This is a genomic window from Alcaligenes sp. SMD-FA, from assembly GCF_025960365.1.
GTDB lineage: Bacteria > Pseudomonadota > Gammaproteobacteria > Burkholderiales > Burkholderiaceae_B > Alcaligenes > Alcaligenes aquatilis.
In genome coordinates, this window is sequence record NZ_CP110108.1 from 544,228 (window position 1) to 563,747 (window position 19,520).

Sequence of the window (19,520 nt, forward strand, 5' to 3'; positions counted from 1 at the left end):
CTGCGTGAGCAGTTACCCCAGCGCGTCAGGCGCCCACGGCGTATTAAAGCGGGTCAAACCGCGGGGGCCAAGTCGCAAGATGATTCGGACTCTGTGGATCCTGACAAGTTGGAAGGTTTCTGATGACGACACGATCTGCCAAGCGCTCAGACCTGGAGGTGCACCTGGGTTCGAGTGCGCATATTGTGGGGCACCATACTTCAGGTTAACGGTGGGGGAAGCAGAAGCAATCTGGGCGGAGCTTGTTCAGGCTGTCAGTCGTTGGCGCAGCGTCGCCAAAGGGTTAGGCATGCAAAGTACGGATCTGGTGGATTTTGAGCCGGCATTTGCTTAACTTCATTCCCATGGCACTATACCCAGCATGCAAGAAGATCTTTTCGGCGATGCCATTGCTCAGCCACCCGCTTCAAAGCCCGCCGCTCCCTCTCGACGCAAAATCACCAAAGTCAGCCTTGCTGCTTCCGCGCTGGAGCTAAGCGATCTGGCGGCCCAGCTTCCTGAAACCCTGCGTTTTGGTGTCTCCACCTGGTCTTACCCCGGTTGGGAGGGCTTGATCTGGGATGGCGAGTACGAGTCGAATATCCTCTCTAAGCACGGCCTGCAGGCCTATCACCAGCATCCTTTGATGCGTACAGTCTGTGTCGATCGCACCTTCTGGCGTCCTTTGACGGTCACGCAGTATTCCGCCTACGCCGCGCAGGTGGATGACGATTTCCGCTTCGTTGTGAAATGCCCGTCCATGATTACGGATGCTCAAGTTCGTGATGAGCAGGGCAAGGTGCGCAAGTCCAATCCTGACTTTCTGGATATCCGTTTGGCTGTAGAGCAGTTTGTGCAGCCTGCGCTCGAGGGTTTGCGTGAAAAGCTGGGCGTGCTGGTCTTCCAGTTAAGCCCACTGTCCTGGGGCTGGTTGAATCGCCCGGCAGAGATGTTCGACAAGTTGGGGCAGATGCTGGCGGCGGCGCGTGAGGCTTTGCCTCAGGGTTCACAAGTGGTGCTTGCTGTAGAAGTCCGAGATCCGGAGCTGCTGACCCAAAGTCTTGTCGATACGCTCAAGGCCAATGGCGCGACGTTTTGTCTGGGTCTGCACGGCAAGATGCCGCCGATTGAGGAGCAACTGCCTGTACTGCGTGCCTTGTGGCCGGGACCCTTGGTGTGTCGCTGGAACTTGAACCGGGAGTTTGGTGCTTACGGCTATGCCGATGCTCAAAAAAAGCATACCCCCTTCGATGCCATCGTCAGCGAGGACCTGCATACCCGCACGGTGCTGGCGCGCACGATTCGCGGAATTACGGGGGCGGGGCAGGCGGCTTATGTGACGATCAGCAATGATGCGGAAGGCTGTGCGCCGCTGTCCATACAGCGGCTGGCGCAACTTGTTGTGGCACAAGAAAAATAACCGCAGGTCTTGAGAAGCGATCCTCAAAAGTGTGACGATTCACAAGACCTGTTGTGTTGCCTGATGAGCTGGGGGCTCAATGCATGCAGGTTCTGGCCCCGTTCGTGATTATTGTCTGGATTTCTGAATCAGCTCATCTGTCGTCATGACATGAGCGGTGGATACCGCCAGCACTCCCAGGGTGACGCGGTGCACTTCTTCAGCGGGAATCGCCCCAAAGCCCATATCCGGGTAGTGGTAGGTGCCGGTCGCATCGGAGATGAAAGCCACTTTGTAGCCATGGAACATGGCATCGCGGGCCGTGGCGTGGCAGCAGTTCTCAGTGGTCACGCCGGTGATCACAACCGTATCGATCTTGCGGGTACGCAGGATGATGTCCAGGTCTGTGCCAAAGAACGCGCTGTACCGATGCTTCTTGATGACGACCTCGTCCCCTTGTGGAGCCACTTCGGGGTAAATATCAACGCCAGCGGTCTCATCGACCAGTCCTACCTGGTTTTGAATCGGAGGGTAAATCTCCCCGAACAGGCCCATATCGCAGCCGTTGCGGCGGTGGGCGTGGGCGGTGAAGATCACTTCCATGCCGGTTTGGCGGGCATGGCCCAGCAGTTTTTGCAGGCGGGGCATCAGCTCCATGCCCATGGGCGTTTCCAGCGGGGCGCCGGGGGCGATGAAGTCGTTTTGCATGTCGATCACAATGACCGCCGTGCTGCCAGGATTGATTTGATCAATCTGAATAGCCATCTCATTCTCCTTTGGTTTGCTCAAGGTCGGGCGGCTGTGTAGTTGGTATTGTCGCTGCCGGTGTCATAGACGCTTGTAGAGTAGGAGGATGAGGCGGATTCGGCTTGGCTGTCTGTGCCATTTTTATGAACTTTTTGACTGTGTCTGCCATCTTGAATAATGCACAGGCAGGGGGCTGGGGCTGGGTGTTTTCCGGGCTTGTCTGTGCTTGGGGAATGGACGTAATCTTGTTGAAAAACGATTAATCCATCGGTGCAGAGAGCGCCGATTATGGAGACTGAACCTATGACAGCGATCATAGCGGTCAAGCCCGGAGACAGCTTTGAACACTGGCACGAGGTCACTTGTAGGCAGTTTTCACAGACCGAGTGCAGCCAGATTGCCCGACACCAGTTTCAGGCGCGGGTCACGCTCAATAGCTTTGGTGGTTTGGGCCTGAGCAGCATCTGGTCTGCCACCCCTCAGGGGGAGGCCATACGCGTCAACAGACGGCAGGCCGATATTCGTAAAGATCAGCGCGACTGCTTCATGCTGTGGCTCATGCTGGATGGCCATATTCAGCTGAGCCAGGACGGACGCTATGTCAGCCTGGGAACAGGTGACTTGGTCCTTCAGGATCAGTCACGGCCTTTTGATCTGGAGCTGGGGCCTTTGGCTCATGCGGCCATGGTCATGATTCCTCGTCCCTTGCTGGCAACGCGCCTGCCCTCGGTGGGGAATCTGGCTGCGCGCCGTATTGCGGCCAACTCGCGTCTGGGGCCGATGGCGGGGGCTTTGGTCAAGCAACTGCTTGGTATGGGGAGATCTGCTGAGGACGGCATGGATCAGCGTGTGACGGCTTCGGTGCTGGACATCTTTTCTGCGGTCTTCGAGTCTGAAACTTCTGCGCTTTCTCTGGCCAATCGTCAGGAGCGGCGTCTGGAACAGATCAAGGCTTATATACGGGCGCATCTGCATGAGGATGCACTGGATGTGGAGCAAATTGCGCGTGCTTCGTCCATGGCGACTCGAACTCTGTACCGGCTCTTTGCACAAGAAGCGACAACCCCCATGCAATGGCTGTGGGAGCAGCGTTTGATCCGGAGCTACCGTTTGTTGGAGGAGGGGAAACACAAACGGGTGACCGAGGTGGCCATGGCCTGTGGCTTCAAGGACCTCTCCCATTTCAGCCGTTTGTTTCAGGCGCGGTTTGGGCAAGCTCCTTCAACGCTAGGATACGCGGTCAGGTCTTGAACTTTGCTTGTTCAAGCGGCTTTATATCCAGGCTGGTTGTTGTGGCGGACCAATGCTTGCTGGCTGACTCACTCGCTTTTCAAAAATGTAAAGTTTGCTTTACTTATTGACAGGTATTTTTGACTTCTATAAAGTCAGGTTTACTTTACATTCAGGTGCTCAAACATGCTCACCAACAGCAATTCCTCTTCTGCGCCATCAGCAGGCCGCCGCTATCTGATTCGCACTTTGCTCTTTATGGGCGTGTATATCCTGGTCAATGCCTTGACCATTGTGGGGCTGTTCGACAGCCTGCTTGGTCGACCTGTTGGCTGGTTGATTGCCATTGCTGTCGCCTTGCCGGTTGCCGGACAAGTGTGGGCCACCTTGCGCTTGATGGCGCAAAGCGATGAGTTCGTGCGGGTGATTGTGGCCAAGTGCTTTGTGCTGGCTTCGGGAGCGACACTGACCTTGTGGACAGCCTGGGGCTTTGGGGAAACCTACGCCGCTGCGCCCCATATTCCCGCTTGGTTGATTTACCCCTTCTTTTGGGCTGTGTTTGCCCTGGTTTCACCCTTTGTCCGGACTAGCGATTAAATGAAAAACCGATTGCGTGTATTGCGGGCTGAAGCGAATTGGACGCAGGCCGATTTGGCAGAGCGCTTGGGCGTGTCCCGGCAGGCGGTCAATGCGCTGGAAACGGGTAAACATGCACCGTCCCTGGATCTGGCCTTTAAGATCAGTGCTGTGTTCGGGCAGACCGTAGAAGAGATTTTCGAGAACCCGTATCGGGGACCTCGGGCCTAATCGGGGATGACGGCCTGGAAGGCACACTTGCCTGCTAATTCCTTTTTGGAGTCAGCAGGCAAGTGTCGAAAGAGCGCCATTATTCCAGTCCGAAGCTGTGATCTTGCGGACTCGACGCAAGCATTGCCTTGTCTGCTTCTTATTGGCTTATTTGGTGGTGTAGCCACCGTTGATCAGAATAGTCTGGCCGGTAATCCACCAGCCGTCGCTGACCAGATGACGAATAAAGGGCACGACATCTTCAATGTCTGTCAGTCCGGTCTTGGAGTAGGGGGACAGCGCGGCAGCCGTCTTGTGATAGGCCACAGCGTCCTCGCCCTCGGCGGGGTAGAAGAAGGGCGTATCCATGGGGCCAGGGCCCACTGCCGTGACGGAAATACCGCGTGCGCCATATTCTTTGGCGGCGGCGCGAGTGTAGTGTTCTACCGGCGCTTTGGTGCCCGCATACGCGGCGTAAAACGGGGTGAAAGCCCCCAGCAGGGACGTCACCAGGGTGCAGACTTTGCCATTGTCCTGTACGTGTTTGCCGGCTTCTTTCAGGAAGAAAAAAGCGGTTTTGGAGTTGATGTCGCTCATCTCCTCGTACTCGGCTTCGCTGACCTCGGTCAGTGGTTTTTTCAGTACCTTGCCGACCGTATTGATGGCGATATCGGGGCGGCCAATGGCGGCGACGGTATCGCTAAACAGTTTTTCCATGGCGCTGGCCGAGCGCAAGTCAGCCTGGAAGGCGACGGCTTGTGCGCCAGTTGCCTGGATGGCTTTGACGGTGGCGTCGGCCTCTGCTTTGGAACTGTCGCTGTTGTAGTGAATGGCAATGGCGCGTGCGCCTTGTTCTGCCAGGTCGCGGGCGATCAGGCCACCCAGATTCTTTGCTCCGCCTGCAATCAGAACGGTTTTACCTTTGATGCTGTGCTTTGCCATGATGACTCCTTGCTAGTGTGGGCTGCGACGTGCAAGCCGTTTCGTTTTTTCATGATATAAGTCGCTGAAATTGTTTAAATCACCTATTTCTGACATCATTTGTCAAAAAAAACGAACAATAATCGTTGCTGCTTGAGCAGACTCGGGTTGGCAGTTCAAGCTGCGAGTTGCGGCTGCTTATCTGGAGAACGCCATGGATCGCATTGACCTGTTTCGCATCTTTACGCGGGTCGTGGAGTGTGCCAATTTCACCCGCGCGGCCGATACCTTGGGTATGCCGCGCTCTTCGGTGTCGATGGCCATTCAGGAGCTGGAGGGCCGAGTTGGTGCTCGCTTGCTCAATCGCACCACGCGCAAAGTGACTGTCACGCAAGATGGCGCGGCGTTTTATGAACGTTGCCTGCGCGTGATTGCCGATGTGCAGGAAACCGAGAACCTGTTTCGCCAAGCCAGTGTCGGGCCAATAGGCACGATCAAGGTGGATGTGCCCGCGCGGGTAGGCCGCTTGATTGTGGCGCCTGCCTTGCCGCAGTTTCTGGAGCGCTATCCGCATGTCCATGTGCATTTGGGCGTGACTGACCGCGAGGTGAATTTGATCGAGGAGCAGGTGGATTGCGTGCTGCGGGTGGGCGCCTTAGGCGATTCGGGCTTGATCGCCAGAAAAATGGGCAGCCTGCCTTTGATCAATGTAGCCAGTCCCGCTTATCTTGCCCGTTATGGTATGCCCCACACGCTTGCGGATCTGGAGAACCATCAAATGGTGCGCTACGCCTCGCCCACCAGTGAGCGCGTCGCCCCTTGGGAATGGATGGAGCAGGACAAGCGGCAGGTGTTGGACTTACCAGGTCGCGTGACCGTGAATAATGCCGAAGCGTATATCGCTTGTTGTTTGTCCGGCTTGGGGTTGATCCAGATTCCTGCCTATGACGTGCAGGCGCACCTGCAGGCAGGTGAATTGCTGGAGGTGTTGCCGGAGCATCGCGCAGCCCCTATGCCTATGTCTTTGTTGTACTTGCATCGCCAGCACTTGTCGCGCCGTTTTCAGGTGTTTGCGGATTGGTTGGAAACCTTGCTGCGCGACTGTGCGTTGTAGCGCAGAGTCACGCAGCAAGGCAAAGCAGTTAGGGGTAAAACAGCAGCAGCCCAAACACCACGAAAACCATCAGGTGCAGATAACCCTGAATGGGGGAGGTTCGCTTGCCGCTAAAGCTCAAGATGCTGAGCAGGGCAGTGATCAGAAACAGAACGGTTTCTGTATTGCTGATGCCCATGATCACCTGTTTGCCGGTAATCAGGCCAATCATCAACACCACTGGCACCGTTAGTCCTACGGTAGAGACAAAGGCGCCCAGGCACAGGTTGATGGCCCGTTGCATCTCATTGTTCATCGCCGCCTTGATGGCGGTAATGGACTCGGGGGTGAACACGATAATCGCGATCAGTACACCGCCGACGGCGACGGGGGCGCCCGAGGCAGCGATACCGTAGTCCGTCACGATAGCCAGATCGTGGGCCAGCAAGACGATAGGCAGGATCAGGGCGATCAGCACCAGGCTGCGTATCAGCATGGCGCGGGTCGCCTGAGGATCGCGTGGTGTGGGTGCCTTATCTTTAGCGCTCTGCACCGTCTGATTGGGTTGTACATAGTCATGGCGGCGACTGCCCATTTGCAGATACAGAAAAATGGCATAAGTCAGCCCCGTCAGCACTGAAATGCCGATGGCCTGGGTTGTGCTGAACTCGCCTGCATTGCGGGTGTAGTTGGGCAGAATCAGGCCCACACTGGTCAGCAGCACAATCATGGACAAGTAGGTGTGGGTGCCTTGGCGGTTGAACTCCTGATCGCCATTGCGCGCGGCGCCGGCAATCAGACAAAGGCCCGTAATCAGGTTCAGGATGATCATCATCACGGCATAGATCGAGTCCCGACCAATGCTGGGGAAGTCCCCTGGTCCCAGCAGTACCGAAGCAATCAGGATGACTTCGATCAGCACAATGGACAGAGTCAGAATCAGGGTGCCGTAAGGCTCGCCCAGTTGATGGGCCAGGTGGTCTGCTTCACGCACCACCCCAAAGGAGGCGGCCAGAATGGTCACAAACAGGGCCAGAAAGACGATGGCCGCGGTGGTGCCGTTCAAAGAATCTCCCAGCCATTGCCCGCCAAAAATCATGAACAGGACAACCATAGACCAGGAACCGAGCAGGCGCAGCCAGGTGACGGGGGTAAAGAGTTCAGGAGAGGGAGATGCAGGGTAGGCCATCGTGAATGCTCCGCTAAAAGCTAGGGCCGTCCCTGTGCTGAAAAAGCAGATCCAGGTCGTCCCGGATCTGTTTTGAATTGAACAATTCAAGTAGCCACAATTTTATCACCTGAACCTCAAGTGGCAACTACGGTTCGTTCGTACGCGGCCCTTTGTGGTTTGGAGCCGTCTTCCTGCTCGTCAGGCCACGATGAAGGTGTGAAGGGCAAAGGCCTTTATCCTCTTTCAGGCGTTGTCAGCCAGCGGTTTTATTTTTCTGATGGAGTTTTGGGGCAAGCCTGCTGTGGGAATGATTCTTTTCCTGTTGCTCGCTACGGTGGACACCAGCCCGATGAAAAAACAGGTGGCCCCATGGAGCGCATACACGGTTTGTTATCCGTATAGGGTTTGTTTCTTTCAATAGCTTGTCGAAACTTTCCAGGGGCTACACCCGCATAGGTTTTGAATGCGGTAGAGAAATTGGCCGGGCTGGAGAATCCTAAGTCAGTCGCAATGACGTCAATTTTCAAGGCTGTGGTTCTTAGCAAGTACTCGGCCCGATACATACGTTGCAATCGGATGTAGCTACTGACGCTCAAGCCAAAATTACGTTGAAATATATTCATGATTTTGCGCCGTGAAATCTTGAACATATCGCACAGTTCTTTTTGGCTGGGTGGAGAGCCCAGATTGGCCTCTATCGTTTTCTGAATGGCATGGATCAGCATGCTGGTTTCAGCGGTCGTGCTGGGCTGCGGGCTTTGCACCTTGCCTGAAACCATGGCTGGCCATATTTTTTTTGGGCAACGCAAAGGCACGTTGATACGCTCTTTGACCTCGTCGACGGCGTATGGATTGCCAATGTAGTCCACCGCCCCTGCTTTTAAAAAAGTGACGCATTCCTCACTGCTGCCGTCCATGCGCGAATCCAGAATGATGAGGGGGATTTGGGCTGTGGCTTTTAATCCTTGGAGCATATGGGTTAAGGACAAAGCATCTATCCCTGTCAATTGCTTATCCACCAGGATAAGTTCCGGCAGGGTTAATTGGGCCTTGGTATATCCTTGCACTCCGTCAGCAGCAACAGAAACTCGAAACGCACCAGCCAGCAGCGCCTGAAGAAGTTGTTCGTGCTGTCGAGTGTTATTGGAGATCAGCAGAATCCTGATTTTTTGATCTGGCTGATACTTTATAGTGGCGTATTTGTTCAATATAAAGCCCCGCGCCCTTCTTCTGATGAAGACGGCTACCTTTACTGACATTGCTCAAGTAGCCAATTTCCTCAGAATACAGACTCAATGAATAGATAAAATCTATCGATATGATTCGTACGGCAGACATAACATTCTGTATTAGTGGGAAAAGTAAATTTTCAAAATTGCTCATTGCATTTCATTTTTGGCAGGCGGCATGCCGAAAGCCCGAAACCCGTGCCGTAAGCAGGACCTAAAAAGTCCAATATCCGGAATGCTACGCTGGCGTATCGGTGAATTTTCCTGATAGGAAAAGGCGTGATTCTACGGCTTTTACCTCTGAACAAAAGACCATGTCCAGATAGGTTTGCCGTGGTTTTGCCCGCATTAGTGTGCATCTGGACAGATGTTGTCGGGGAAGTGTGTGAAGCTCTTTTTATGATGACTCGCAGGTGCAGGAAGCACGGCCCGAGGCAAGGCGCTTATTTGCCGTTTTTTTGTTGGATTTTGATCTAGTTTGGGCGTTCAGTTTTTACAGATTGTTATGCTTGTTAGAGCGAGTTTGGTATAGGGCGGTTAAATCATTTTGGTGGGCCCCGGGGCAGGGCCTGAGCCGGTTGACGAAGCAAAAAACAAGAAGGGCGGGACAAGGTTTATTTCCCTTGTCCCGCCCTTGCTTTCACCATACCCAGGCTTGGTGTGGAGCCTGGCTCAAGCTGGTGCAGGGTGTCCGGTGATGGCCTGGTCCAGCATGTCCAGCCTGTCCTGACCCCAGAACAGCTCACCCTGGTACACATAGGAGGGAGAACCGAAGACACCGGCTGCAATGGCCTCTTCGGTGTGGGCTTGATACCGCGCTTGCATCAGCGGTGCTTGTTCAAGCCAGTAGTCTGCATCTAATTGGTGAGCTTGCAAGATCCCGGCCAGTAGCACGGGATCGGCAATATTCTGGTCCTCGCACCATTGCGCTCGCAAAATGGCTTTGTACAAATCCCGCACCGGCAAGCCAGCCTGGTTGATGGCGATCACCAGGAGGGAGGCCAGCGTGGCGTCTGGGCACATGAAGCGTGGTGTGGGATTGACGTGTAGGTCCAGCTTGCGACACCAGCGCTGCAACTCTGTAATGCGATAAGCCTGCCGTTCGGGCGAGCGCTGTCCTAGTAGAACACCGCCCGTACGGGCATAGACCTGAGGCAGGTCCACAGGTTTGTAGTGGATCGGCACGCCCTGTTGGCGGGCAATCGCCTCCAGCCGGTCGGCCCCCAGGTAAGCCCAGTCTGAATTCATCCAGAAGTAGTAGTGAATGCCGGGCCTGTTCATGTGCGTACCTTTGGGCTGGATAAGGCGGGAAGGGAGAAATGCGTCGGCCCGTGCATGAACCAGGTACTGGCAAAGGCGATCAGACCCAGCACGCTGAGATACCAGACGATGTAGTCGGGTTGGCCATCGCCATAGGCCAGCAAGGAGGTGGCCACCAAGGGAGCCAGGCCGCCACCGATGGCACCGGATACCTGCACGGCAATGGAGATGCCGCTGTAGCGCACTTCAGGTGGAAATTGCGTGGAGAACAGGCCACCTTGCGGGCCATACAGTGCGGCGTAGACCAGGCCAATCGCAATCACCAAAGCCAGGGTAATGGTGTTGGAGTCCAGGCTTCCCAACATGGAAAAGAAGGTGGACGAGAACGCCAGCATGCAGACCGTGCCGGCCATGAATACCCATTTGAAGCCGATCCTGTCTCCCAGTACGCCAAACAAAGGCATGGTGAACAGGGCGGCAAATGCTCCCCAGACGGTCGCATCGAGCATCACGCCGCGATCAACTCCCAAGGTGGTGGTGGCATAGGCCAGGGCAAAGGTCACTACGGTATAGAACCAGGTCACTTCAGCTAGACGGCCCCCCACGACCAGCAGGACTTCACGCGGGTAATGACGCAGGACTTCCAGGGCGGGAATCGCCACTTGTTTGCCTTTCTTGCTCATCTGCTCGAAGTCAGGTGACTCGGCCACTTTGGCGCGTATCCACCAGCCTACCAGCAGCAAGACAACACTGGCCAGAAAGGGGAGACGCCAGCCCCAGGAGAGCATGTCTTCTTCAGGCAAGCTGGCGACCGCTCCCATGGCCAGAGAAGACAGGATCAGACCGGGAGCAACGCCTGTTTGTGGCAAGCTGCCGAAAAAGCCTTTCTTGCCTTCCGGGGCATGTTCAACCGCCATGAGCACGGCGCCGCCCCATTCGCCGCCTACCGCAATGCCTTGCAGAAAACGCATCAGGACCAGCAGGACGGCGGCCCAATAGCCAATGCTTTCATAAGAGGGGATCAAGCCGATCAGGATAGTGGGAATCCCCATTAGAAAGAGCGTGATCAACAACATGGATTTTCGGCCCAGCTTGTCACCGAAATGGCCGAAAACAAATCCTCCCAAGGGACGGGCAAAAAAGCCCACGGAGTAGGTGGCAAAGGCCGCCAGTGTGCCCGTAATCGGGTCAAAGGCGGGGAAAAAGATCTTGTTGAAAATTAGTGCGGCAGCGGTGCCGTACAGGAAAAAGTCATACCACTCTATGGTGGTTCCCATCATGCTGGCCAGGCCAGCGGTAACGTACTGGCGCGACGAACGCGCCTGTCCATGATTAGGCATCGTCATAGCGACCTCCTGGTGGAAGCGGGGTGTTGAGTGTGGGCGTCAGCGAGTTTTAGTTAAGGGCGCAATGCCTTGGGTCTGACGGGACCAGTAATCAAAGGTCGCGTTCACAATGGAGGGCTTGAGCAGGTAGTCGTGCGCTTCGGCCGCCAGGGTGTCGTCCACGGGGGTAAGCGGGCCAAAGGCCGCCTGTGCGCGCACTTGCAGGCGTGCAGCACGCTCCAGATACACGGACAGATACGTGGCTTCCTGACAGCTTTGGCCTGCGGTCAGATAACCGTGGTGGGCCAGGATAATGGCGCGCTTGTCGCCCAGAGCTTTGGAAATGATGACGCCTTCCTGGTCGGCAATGGGGACACCTGGCCATTCGCCCAAAAAGGCACAGTCATTGTGCAGGGGCGTCATGTCCATTTGCGAAATCACCAAAGGCTGACGGGCGGTGGCCAGCACGGTAGCCCAGGGCGAGTGCGTGTGGATGATGGAGTTGACGTCCGGGCGAGCCTCATAGACCCACAAATGAAAGCGGGTGGCCGGGTTGGCCATGCCTTGGCCGCTCAGGGTATTTAAGTCGCGGTCAACTTCAATGAAGTCTTCAGGGGTGGCTTCGTCAAAACCCAGACCAAAGCGCAAGGTCCAGTAGGCACCAGGGCGTTCGGAACGGACACTGATCTGGCCTGCCAGACCGGCCTCCTGCTCGGTCATGGCCAGGATGCGACAGGCAAATGCCATGGTTTCGCGGGTGTCGCGTTGCACGTGCTGCAGATGAGAGGCCATCTCTTTGGTGGCACGTTCATCAAAATAGGATTTGTCTCTGAGTGGGGTATCCATGTGATTTGTCTCCTTTGGTATGCCTCGTCGATCCTTGTGCCGACGATGGGATTCATTGTCTTGATTTAAATCAATAGGAGCTATGTTCGGTGGCTCATAGCTCCTATTCCATTTGCTTGCAAGACGGTGTCACCCATGCAAACCCGGCTCGAGTGCCGGGCTAGGAGACAATCGGGGCCGGGTTCAGCTTTGGCGCCAGCGAGAGCGTTCGCGGCGTCGAGAGCGGGACCAGGGATGTTGCACCTTATGCGGTTGTGGCCGGGGATCAGGTGGATGACGTGTGTCATGGTTTTCCACGGGATTGGAGTCCGGCTTGGGCGAGTCTAGAAAGACACTAGTGGCACAATCGCAGTCGATGTACATGGACAGTCCTTTGTCAACGTAAAGAAAGGGGAGGTGGTAGCGAGGCACTGTTCTGGGCCTGGGTGCCTCCCGAGAAAAACGAGTTGTAGCTGTCTTGCAGGGCATGCAGGATCAGTTCGGGGTAGTTGTCCTGCTCGGCGGGCAGTTGCGATTGCAGCCGTGCCAGATGCTCGTTGTCCTGCTGGTCACCCCACTGTTTGTGATAGTGACCATGCTGATAGCCGCGTAGCTGACGCAAGCGGTTCAAGGCGTTTTTGCCCGCGTAGGAGTGGTAAAGCGTGTCCAGCGTCAGACCACTGAGGCGGGCCAGTTGAACAAAGCTGCTGAAGTCGAACTGACGCGTCTGCAGCACCCGCAAAGCAAAGTGTTCCAGCGCCGTCATGAGGGTTGCAGAGTCGCTGGCGTTTGCAGGGGCCTGCTCAAGCTGATCCAGTGCGGTGGCGGCCTCTTGCTCGCGCAGCAGGTCGTTGGCGCGCAATACATCGCACAGACCAAAATGCAGGATGTCGATAAGCTCTAGCTGTAGTTGCGGCAGATTGCGTTCGCGGTGTTGCCACCACTTCCAATCCAGGTAGTTGGCCAGCTCTGCACACTCCAGCCAGATCGCCCGGTAGTAGTCCTGTTTGGCCACTCGCCAGTTGGGGTCGATCAGGTGATTCAGCTCGGTTTGCAGGGTCAGCATCTGCTTCAGGCGGCGGGCCCCAGAGCCGGCTGGGATAATCGTCTCTTGTTGCCCGAGGCGGTGCTTTTGACGGCCTTGTTCATCAAAGTTCTCGGGTGCCAGCCAGGCCTGGAAATTTGCTTTCAGGGCAGGCCATTCTGTGTCGGTAATCGAGAACCAGGCTGTATCGCGTGAGCGCCCTTTGTAGACAATCGCTTGGCGGAAAATGCCTTCATAACGAAAGCCCAGTCGTCGTGCAGCCGCTTGTGAAGGAGCATTGTGCGTATCGCACTTCCATTCGTAGCGGCGGTAGCCCAAGCCGTCAATGGCATAGGCCATCAACAGATAGTGGGCTTCGGTGGCCATGCGGGTTTGCTTCAGAGCGGGTGACCAGGCTACAAAACCCACTTCAATGCAGCCGTTTTGCGGGTCAATCCGCATCAGGGACAAGGTGCCCAATGCCCGCCCTGTGGCTTGTTCTACGACGGCGTAATGCACGGCGTTGTCGGCCTGACTGATGGTATGCAGATGCTGATCGAATTGCCCTCGGCTGGTAAAGGGCCCTACGGACAAGTAGGTCCAGTCACGGCCATCGTTGGCGCTGCTGTAGGCCTCGTACAGGCTCTCGCCGTGTTGCTCCGGGTTCACTGCTTCCAGTCGGCAGTACTTACCGTGCAAAACACAGCGGGTGGGTCGCGGGCGGGCTTGCCAATGAGGGAGCGAGGGGCCGATAGGCTGGTGATAATCGTTCAACTGAACCATGAGATGTCTTCAATAGAAAACGCTCCTGAAATGCCAGTTCGTGGCACATCGGGAGGCGGGAAAGGGGAGGGCGGGGCTGGGGGACAACAGGTGTTGTGCTAGGCCACTAATTGATTCTATTGAGCAAGTGGCCGGTTACAGCAATCCGCTTTTTTGCTTGCTCCCAGACCACATTGAGAAGATGGCCGTGAAACGTGACGGAGCCGGCCCTGGCGGGTCTTGGCGTTGGATTTGAACGGCAGACACAACTATCCTGAGCGCTAAGCACAGATGCCGTAGCGTCGGTTGGGCAGACCAAAGTGGCAGGCATCAAAAAAGCCGAGCTACCTGGTGGGTAGTCTCGGCTTGGGTCCAGGCTTGACGCCAGAGGCTTAGAGCTGGTTGAGGTTCAGACGCAGAACGCTGTCTTTGGCACCTTTCAGGTAGTGCGGGCTCTTGTCACCGTGAGGAATCTTGATGGTGACAAAAGCGGTCTGGCCGTCAGCGCTCAGCGTCACGCTGTTGGGGTGTACAGGAGCGCTGATGCGGTGTTTCACAGCCAGGGTGTTGGCATCCAGAATGGTTACCGAACCGGTACCGGCAGGCGTTTGACGATCCACGCCACGGTTGGTGGCGATCAGCTCTTTACGGGCATCGTTGTAGACGATGTCCAGCAGACCCAGGCCGACTTCAACCGTGTTTTCCACTTTGCCGGAGGTGGTGTCGAATACGTAAATCTTGCCGGTGTTGGCGTCAGCTCCAAACAGTTTCTTGCCATCTGCGCTCAGGGTGATGTTCACGAAGAAGTGACGGGAATCTTCCCGCTTGTCACTTTTCGCATCGCCTGTCGTGAAGCGCTGTTCGATAGTGCCTGTAGCCGGGTTGATGACAGCAATTTCGTCCTTGCCGCCGTGGCCCACGAACAGGCGTTTGGTGTTGGCATCGTAGGCAGCGCCGGCAGGCCACAGGCCAACGTTGTCGATATTGTGCAGGATGCGGCCTTGGGCACCGTCCACAATCCATACGCGGCCACCTTCAGAGGGGTTGGTCACGAAGATGCGGTTGTCCTGTTCGTCAATCACGACTTTACGGGTGTGTTCCCAGCCGTCCTTGCCTTCTTTCTGGCCCAGTTGAATCAGTTGCTTGACGGTGCCGTTCAGGCTGTTGATCGCCAGCAGCGAGCCGTCCAGAGTGTTACCCACGTACAGAGTGTGAGTTTTCTGGTTCAGGCCTAGTGCGAAAGCACGGCGTGGCAACTGGATGCGCTGCGACTCACGCAGAGTGTCCTGGTCCAGAACATGCAGAAAGCCGGCCGCACGGTCTTCAAACAAGGGGGTGGCGGCAACGAATAATTGCTTGCTGTCCTTGGCGGCCAGAATTTCGTAGGCACCCTCAATGGTGTCCTGACGGAAAGTGACTTGTGCTTGAGGGGCAGTTGCATTGAAAGACGATGTTTGGCCCACTTGTTGCGATTGCGGTGCGGTCTGGCATGCGCTGAGCAGCAAGGCCCCCATTACGGAGGCAACAATCATTTTTAAAGAGGCAGGGCGGGACGCAATCATGTATTTCCTTTGGGATTCAATAAATGAGAATCGTTACTATAACTGCTCTGTTTTATAAACTTTTCTGACCTGCCTGTCTATGTAAATACGTAGAACCCTGCTTGATCGCAGGGTTTTGAATGACGTTTTCAGTCTTGCTGGGAGCCTTGTCCAAAACGGGCTTGCCAGGCTTCATACACTTGGCGTTTTTCAGGTAAAGGCAGGTGTTCCATTTTCACGCCCTGCTTGCCAAAATCCTGCTGCATTTTTTTGTAGAAGGATTCGGTGGACCAGCCAAAGGGTTCGCCTTGTTCGTCGTCGGCGCAATAGACCACACGCTCTACGCCTGAGGCGATCATGGCGGCCATACACATGGGGCAGGGGATGCCACTGGCATACATGGTGCTGCCTGCATGGTGACTGCTTTTTACCGCCTGGCTGGCGTGGCGCAGTGCCTGGATCTCGGCATGGGCGGTCGGGTCGTGGGCGAGGTAGGTCTCATTGACCCCTTCGGCCAGAACCTGGCCGTCACGCACCAGCACGGCACCAAAAGGCTGGCCGCCACGGGCGACATTCTCTGCTGCAATCTGGATCGAGCGCAGCAGATAGTGTTTATCGTTCATGTTTTTCTCCTGTAGAGAAGCAGGGTTGGAATGAGCCTTGAAACCAGAGTCTGTGTTTGTGCCTTGTGGCAGGCCTGCGGGTGCAGGTGGCATAAGGGGGGGGTTCTGGTTGGGCGTGTTGGTAATGCAAAACAGCCGCTGACGGGCAGCGGCTGTTTTGTTTCGGGTCCTATTAGCGATGGCCGCCAATAGTCAGGTTGGCATGACGGTTCACATCTTTATACAGCAAGTAGCGGAAACGGCTTGGGCCGCCCGCGTAGCACGCTTGTGGGCAGAAGGCGCGCAGCCACATGAAGTCACCAGCTTCCACTTCAACCCAGTCCTGGTTCAGACGGTAAACGGCCTTACCTTCCAGAACGTACAGACCGTGTTCCATGACGTGCGTTTCAGCAAAGGGGATGACGCCACCGGGTTCAAAGTTCACGATGTTCACGTGCATGTCGTGACGCAGATCGGACATATCGGTAAAGCGCGTGGTGCTCCAGCGGCCTTCGGTGTCGGGCATCACCATGGGGGTGACGTCTTTCTCGTTAGTCACGAAGGCTTCAGGTGCTTCCAGGCCTTCCACACGCTGATAACGCTTGCGGATCCAGTGGAAGTTGGCCAACTCGCCCGTGCGGTTGTGCAAGGTCCAGTTGGTGGAAGGAGGAATAAAGGCATAGCCGCCTTCTTCCAGGATGTGCTTGGTGCCTTCCAGAACCAGTTCCAATTGGCCCTTGACGACAAAAATCACGCCTTCGGCTTCGGGATCGGACTCAGGGTTGTTGCTGCCGCCTTGAGGACCCACTTCCATGATGTATTGGGAGAAGGTTTCGGCAAAGCCGGACAGAGGACGAGCCAATACCCATAAGCGGGTATTTTCCCAACCGGGCAGGAAGCTGGTCACGATGTCTTGCAGCACGCCTTTGGGCAGCACGGCATAGGCCTCGGTGAACATGGCGCGATCTGTCAGCAACTGAGTCTGAGGAGGATGGCCACCGGGAGGGGCGTAGTAATTGACTTTGGACATGTTGATTCCCATTGACATTCAGTAAGGAAAAATCTGTCGAACGGCATGGCGCAATCCCGGCGGTTGGCAAAAGGCACAGGCGGGATGTCGTTGTAATGCGCGGGACTAATACACAGTAACGATTGCTGGTGATATTTACAAATTAAATGTATAAATCTCTAGTATTTGTTTTTTGAATGTGTTGAGCTGTGGAGCCTGTTGGCAGCAACAGCAACAGCAACAGCAACAGCAACAGCAACAGCAACAGCAACAGCAACAGCAACAGCAACAGCAACAGCAACAGCAACAGCAACAGCAACAGCAACAGCAACAGCAACAGCAACAACTGCTGCAAGTGCTTTAATGCCAATGCCAATGCCAATGCCAATGCCAATGCCAATGCCGAAGCAGGCAGCAGTGTTACTACCTATATTGATGCTCATTGATGTCGCGTCCGTCTTGGAGCAGCGGTTGATCTACGCTCCGTGCCCACACCCAGTAGCTTGGGGCCTCACGAGCCATCTTTGATGCACAGCTAGTATCCACAGGCAATAGCCAGCACTTTGCTTGGGCCAAAGGCGTGATGTCAGAAGGATTTTGAAGATATGGATCATCAACTATCGAGCAGTCCCAGCCTGAATCGGCCCTTGTACGACCTGGACCTGTTGCTGGCCTTGTTGACGGTGGTCGATTGCGGCAGCTTTACGGCAGCAGCGACGCGTTTGCATTCCACCCAGTCCACGATCAGCCAGAAGGTACGACGTCTGGAAGAGCTGGCCGGACTGCGTCTGCTGGATCGGGCCAGCCGGGGAGTCAGCACGACCGAAGCGGGGCAGACCTTGCTGGGTTACGCCCGCCAGATGCTGGCCCTGAATCATCAGTTGTCAGAAGCCTTGTCGGGTTCGTTGGTGACTATCTCGGTACGGCTGGGTGTGCCAGAGGATTTTACCAACGGCCAGACCATGCGGGCCCTGGCGGGTTTCAATCGGCAGTTTCCGCAGGTGCGGCTGGAAGTCAGCAGCGGTTTAAGTAGCGATTTGCTGGCCGCCTACGATCAGGGTGAGCTGGATCTGGTGCTGGTCAAGCAGCGTCATAATGCCCGCGAAGCGGTGGTCTGTTTACCCGAGCAGACGGCCTGGGTCGATAGCGCGACCGATCCGGTCTTTCATCTGGACCCTATCCCCCTGGTTACTTTCCCACGCCGTGGTGTTTACCGTGAGGAGATTATCAGTGCAGTGGAGTCCTTGGGGCGGCGTTGGCGCATCAGTTTTACCAGTTCCAGCTTGAGCGGCATTCAAGGAGCGGTGGCAGACGGGATGGGCATCAGCCTGTTGCCACGGCGTGCTGTGCGGGACGACCATATTGAGCTGGGGCAAGCACAAGGCCTGCCCCGGATTGATGCTTTTGAACTGGCGATTTTGCATAGGCCCCACGCCAATGAGATGGTGACGGCCTTATCCCGTGTGCTGGTAGAAATGTTGGCTCCCGAGAGTGAGCACCGCGTTTGATACCTGGGTGTTCGGCCTGCGAGAGTGGCAAAGACGCGTCAGGCTTTAGTGCTTGGGCGTGACTGGATCAAAGTGCGTCATTACATCCAGCACGGGTTCTTCGGCCATCACACGCGCCCGTGCAGCCACGGCAATCTCGTGCCCCTGACTGATGGTCAGCTTGCCATCCATTTCCAGGTCTACCTCTACCCAGATCATGTCGCCCAGCTTGCGGGTGCGTAACTGGTGTATCCCTTCTACGCCGGGCGTCTCGCGCAAGAGTTTGGCAATGCGCTCTTCCGTTTCCTGATCGACCGCTTTATCTGTCAGATCGTGGAAGGCGCCTATCGCAAACTTCCAGCCCGTGCGCAGAATCATCAAGCCCACAATGCTGGCAGCCAAGGGGTCGCCCAAGGGCAGGCCTGCCAAGTTCGCCATGACTCCGACACTGACAACCAAGGAGGATGCGGCATCCGAGCGTGCATGCCAGGCATTGGCAGCCAGCATGGTCGAGCGTAACCGTTTTGCTACACGCAACATGTAGCGAAACAGGAGTTCTTTGCTACAGAGCGCAGTCAAGGCAATGGCCAAGGCAATGGGGTGTACAGCCTCGATGCTGCTGGGGTCGCGCAAGGCAGAGACGGCATTCCACAACATCCCGGCACCCACGGCCAGCAAAAGGCCTCCAATGGCCAAGGTAGCGACCGTTTCGTAGCGCAAGTGACCGTAGGGGTGGTCTGCATCTGGGCCTTGGCGGCTATGGCGGTTGGCAATCAGCACTACAAAGTCCGACAGCAGGTCAGATAAAGAGTGAATGGCGTCGGCAATCAGGGCTTGAGAATGGGCAAACAGGCCCACCACAAGTTGCAGCACGCTCAAACCAATATTGACAAGGACGCTGACCCAGGTGGAGCGTTGAGCGCCGCGGTGCCGGTCCAGATCAGAAGGGGGGGTATTTTTCATGCCAAACGGTCCTTGCAAGCAAAGCGGCAGGCTGTGTATCAATACAGCAGTTTCAAGATAAAGAGTGTATCGACTTTCCCGGCCTGTAGGGTGCTGAAAGGGGCTTGGCAGGCTGTTTTGAGCCTATTCTTTGATATGTGGATACAAAAAAGCCTCGCTTTTGAGCG

At 55.9% G+C, this 19,520-nt stretch carries 19 protein-coding genes; 6 read left to right on the top strand and 13 right to left on the bottom strand.

Annotated features, from left to right (window positions below; genetic code table 11):
* Positions 1-361 precede the first annotated feature (361 nt).
* Positions 362-1,399, top strand: a complete 1,038-nt coding sequence (locus tag OKX01_RS02470; RefSeq protein ID WP_264672402.1) for a DUF72 domain-containing protein — start codon at positions 362-364, stop codon at positions 1,397-1,399.
* A 108-nt stretch (positions 1,400-1,507) separates the two neighbouring features.
* Here OKX01_RS02470 and OKX01_RS02475 read toward each other — a convergent pair whose 3' ends face one another.
* Complete coding sequence (locus OKX01_RS02475) at positions 1,508-2,143, bottom strand: cysteine hydrolase family protein (RefSeq protein WP_125277112.1); 636 nt, start codon at positions 2,141-2,143, stop codon at positions 1,508-1,510.
* A 285-nt stretch (positions 2,144-2,428) separates the two neighbouring features.
* Here OKX01_RS02475 and OKX01_RS02480 point away from each other — a divergent pair, with 285 nt between their 5' ends.
* The 3 genes from OKX01_RS02480 (at position 2,429) to OKX01_RS02490 (ending at position 4,162) form a co-directional block, all read left to right on the top strand.
* Entirely contained in the window at positions 2,429-3,376 is a 948-nt protein-coding gene (locus OKX01_RS02480; RefSeq protein WP_166727028.1) for a helix-turn-helix domain-containing protein, read from the top strand.
* Between the two features lie 165 nt (positions 3,377-3,541).
* Positions 3,542-3,952 (top strand): hypothetical protein, encoded by a 411-nt coding sequence (locus tag OKX01_RS02485; RefSeq protein WP_063688876.1) that lies wholly within the window; start codon positions 3,542-3,544, stop codon positions 3,950-3,952.
* Positions 3,953-4,162 (top strand): helix-turn-helix transcriptional regulator, encoded by a 210-nt coding sequence (locus OKX01_RS02490; protein WP_094195553.1) that lies wholly within the window; start codon positions 3,953-3,955, stop codon positions 4,160-4,162.
* Positions 4,163-4,309: 147 nt separating this feature from the next.
* Here the strand turns inward: OKX01_RS02490 and OKX01_RS02495 are convergent, their stop codons facing one another.
* A complete protein-coding gene (locus tag OKX01_RS02495) occupies positions 4,310-5,083 on the bottom strand; it encodes an SDR family oxidoreductase (protein ID WP_108728155.1) in 774 nt (257 codons plus the stop codon).
* 193 nt (positions 5,084-5,276) lie between these two features.
* Here OKX01_RS02495 and OKX01_RS02500 point away from each other — a divergent pair, with 193 nt between their 5' ends.
* On the top strand, positions 5,277-6,176 hold the full coding sequence (locus OKX01_RS02500; protein WP_264672403.1) for a LysR family transcriptional regulator: 900 nt from the start codon (positions 5,277-5,279) through the stop codon (positions 6,174-6,176).
* Between the two features lie 28 nt (positions 6,177-6,204).
* Here the strand turns inward: OKX01_RS02500 and OKX01_RS02505 are convergent, their stop codons facing one another.
* From OKX01_RS02505 to OKX01_RS02550, 10 genes are all read right to left on the bottom strand, one after another.
* Entirely contained in the window at positions 6,205-7,344 is a 1,140-nt protein-coding gene (locus OKX01_RS02505) for a calcium:proton antiporter (RefSeq protein ID WP_264672404.1), read from the bottom strand.
* Between the two features lie 311 nt (positions 7,345-7,655).
* Positions 7,656-8,534, bottom strand: a complete 879-nt coding sequence (locus OKX01_RS02510; protein ID WP_094198250.1) for a DNA-binding response regulator — start codon at positions 8,532-8,534, stop codon at positions 7,656-7,658.
* Between the two features lie 693 nt (positions 8,535-9,227).
* Positions 9,228-9,836, bottom strand: a complete 609-nt coding sequence (locus OKX01_RS02515; RefSeq protein ID WP_264672405.1) for a 2-hydroxychromene-2-carboxylate isomerase — start codon at positions 9,834-9,836, stop codon at positions 9,228-9,230.
* Positions 9,833-11,161, bottom strand: a complete 1,329-nt coding sequence (locus OKX01_RS02520; protein WP_094195558.1) for an MFS transporter — start codon at positions 11,159-11,161, stop codon at positions 9,833-9,835. The genes OKX01_RS02515 and OKX01_RS02520 overlap by 4 nt, the downstream gene beginning before the upstream one ends.
* Before the next feature lie 39 nt (positions 11,162-11,200).
* Positions 11,201-11,986 (bottom strand): aldolase, encoded by a 786-nt coding sequence (locus tag OKX01_RS02525; protein ID WP_094195559.1) that lies wholly within the window; start codon positions 11,984-11,986, stop codon positions 11,201-11,203.
* 376 nt (positions 11,987-12,362) lie between these two features.
* The gene (locus tag OKX01_RS02530) at positions 12,363-13,772 is read right to left on the bottom strand and encodes a GNAT family N-acetyltransferase (protein WP_264672406.1); all 1,410 of its coding nucleotides are present in this window, start codon (positions 13,770-13,772) and stop codon (positions 12,363-12,365) included.
* A gap of 371 nt (positions 13,773-14,143) precedes the next feature.
* Positions 14,144-15,313 (bottom strand): YncE family protein, encoded by a 1,170-nt coding sequence (locus OKX01_RS02535; protein WP_094195561.1) that lies wholly within the window; start codon positions 15,311-15,313, stop codon positions 14,144-14,146.
* 128 nt (positions 15,314-15,441) lie between these two features.
* The gene (locus tag OKX01_RS02540; protein ID WP_094195562.1) at positions 15,442-15,915 is read right to left on the bottom strand and encodes a nucleoside deaminase; all 474 of its coding nucleotides are present in this window, start codon (positions 15,913-15,915) and stop codon (positions 15,442-15,444) included.
* Between the two features lie 172 nt (positions 15,916-16,087).
* Positions 16,088-16,924 carry a bifunctional allantoicase/(S)-ureidoglycine aminohydrolase gene (locus OKX01_RS02545; protein ID WP_094198251.1) on the bottom strand — a complete coding sequence of 279 codons (837 nt, stop codon included), beginning with the start codon at positions 16,922-16,924 and terminating at the stop codon, positions 16,088-16,090.
* Positions 16,925-17,082: 158 nt separating this feature from the next.
* The gene (locus OKX01_RS02550) at positions 17,083-17,346 is read right to left on the bottom strand and encodes a hypothetical protein (protein WP_264672407.1); all 264 of its coding nucleotides are present in this window, start codon (positions 17,344-17,346) and stop codon (positions 17,083-17,085) included.
* A 162-nt stretch (positions 17,347-17,508) separates the two neighbouring features.
* On the opposite strand from OKX01_RS02550, the gene OKX01_RS02555 reads away from it, so the two are divergent.
* A complete protein-coding gene (locus OKX01_RS02555; RefSeq protein WP_094195563.1) occupies positions 17,509-18,411 on the top strand; it encodes a LysR family transcriptional regulator in 903 nt (300 codons plus the stop codon).
* A 45-nt stretch (positions 18,412-18,456) separates the two neighbouring features.
* Here OKX01_RS02555 and OKX01_RS02560 read toward each other — a convergent pair whose 3' ends face one another.
* The gene (locus OKX01_RS02560; protein ID WP_094195564.1) at positions 18,457-19,353 is read right to left on the bottom strand and encodes a cation diffusion facilitator family transporter; all 897 of its coding nucleotides are present in this window, start codon (positions 19,351-19,353) and stop codon (positions 18,457-18,459) included.
* Positions 19,354-19,520: the final 167 nt, after the last annotated feature.